This is a genomic window from Dyadobacter sp. CY312 (assembly GCF_021390535.1).
Lineage (GTDB): Bacteria > Bacteroidota > Bacteroidia > Cytophagales > Spirosomataceae > Dyadobacter.
In genome coordinates, this window is the sequence record NZ_JAJUXG010000055.1 from 1 (window position 1) to 1,390 (window position 1,390).

Consider the following 1,390-nt stretch of genomic DNA (forward strand, 5'->3'; position numbering starts at 1 on the left):
TTGACTAGTCCTAAAATAGCGATACGGATTTAAGATTCGTTAAGTTATTACAATTAAGCCGTTGCAAGGTTATTCTTGTAACGGTTTTCTCTTTTATAGGTGCGTATTTTGATGTCTTTCTGTTTGTGCATTTGATCTGGCGTCAACATAAAACATGAATAATGAGGCCGCAAGGAATTATAGATTTCTATGCTGTCCCTGATAAGCTTTTTCATCGTTTGCATATTAACCTGATATCTTTCGAGCATAAATTCATCTTTCAAAATTCCGTTTACCCTTTCTGCTACTGCGTTCGCATAAGGATCATAGGACTCTGTCATACTGCATCTGATTTTGTGTTTTTTAAGCACTTTCTGATAGTCATCACAACAATATTGAAGACCTCTATCCGAGTGATGAATAAGGCCTTCTTTATTTTTCTTTTGTTTCAAAGCCATTTTCAAAGCTCTTACTGCACCACTTGCATTTAAACTATCAGACAAATCATAACCGACAATCTTCTTGGAATAAGCGTCTGTCACCAGGCACAAATAAGTATGGTTATTTCGATCACCAATGTAAGTAATATCGGATACCCATACTTGTTCTGGCTGTGCAACAGACATATTTTCAATCAGATTTTTATGTTTACGAAACCGGTGGTGTGAGTTGGTAGTCACGTGATAACTTCGCTTTGGATAAATACATAAATGATTGACATTCAATATGTAAAATAATCTATCTCGCCCTACACCCAGCTCTTCCAATTGCTCCCGCAATAGATAATAGAGTTTTCTTGTACCTATACGTGGCATTTTTAAACGCACAGACTGAACCAAGTCAATCACCTTCAAAGAAGTTTGCTGATGCTTTGTTTTGGAACTCTTTTTGCGATAATAAACCTGTCTGCTAACCCCGAGTAATCCACAGGTAGAAACTAGTGTTTCTTTTTGTTCTGATCTAAATTGGTCGATTGCCCGGGTGAGTAGTTTTTTCGTATAGGAATTTGATATTCCTTTTCTGCCAAATCGATCATCATGTCAAAAATGATAGCTTTTTTGTCCGAGGTCTCAGCCTGCTTTTCTAAAAAGGCCTTCTGCTTCTCTAAGAGCTTCACTTTTTGCTCTAACTCTAAAATCTTTTGTTCAGGAGTTTTAGGCATATTCGATGGTGTTTGATTTTCCCAATCAAATTTACCGTATTTGCGTAACCAGTTTGTGACAGTAGTAGGATTTTGTATACCATACTTGCGAGCCGATGCTCCAATTGACAACTCTCCTCGCTCAACCTCTTTCACAACTTCTAATTTAAAAGACATCGAATAGTCCTTCTGCGTTCGTTTAACATACTTGGTTTCAGGATTCTCTTGCATAGCTGTACAATTTGTGTATCGCTATTTCAGGACGGGACA

General features: G+C 37.3%; 2 protein-coding genes. Both read right to left on the bottom strand.

Annotation, left to right across the window (positions count from 1 at the left end; genetic code table 11):
* Nucleotides 1-53 precede the first annotated feature (53 nt).
* Nucleotides 54-992, bottom strand: coding sequence for an IS3 family transposase (locus LZG71_RS30330; RefSeq protein ID WP_310587802.1), 939 nt, complete (start codon nt 990-992; stop codon nt 54-56).
* Complete coding sequence (locus LZG71_RS30335) at nt 917-1,351, bottom strand: helix-turn-helix domain-containing protein (RefSeq protein ID WP_233827030.1); 435 nt, start codon at nt 1,349-1,351, stop codon at nt 917-919. The genes LZG71_RS30330 and LZG71_RS30335 overlap by 76 nt, the downstream gene beginning before the upstream one ends.
* Nucleotides 1,352-1,390 lie beyond the last annotated feature (39 nt).

What these genes read in the sequence shown, in the direction of transcription:
- LZG71_RS30335 (WP_233827030.1), bottom strand. Translation starts at nt 1,351, where the DNA reads ATGCAAGAGAATCCTGAAACCAAGTATGTTAAACGAACGCAGAAGGAC.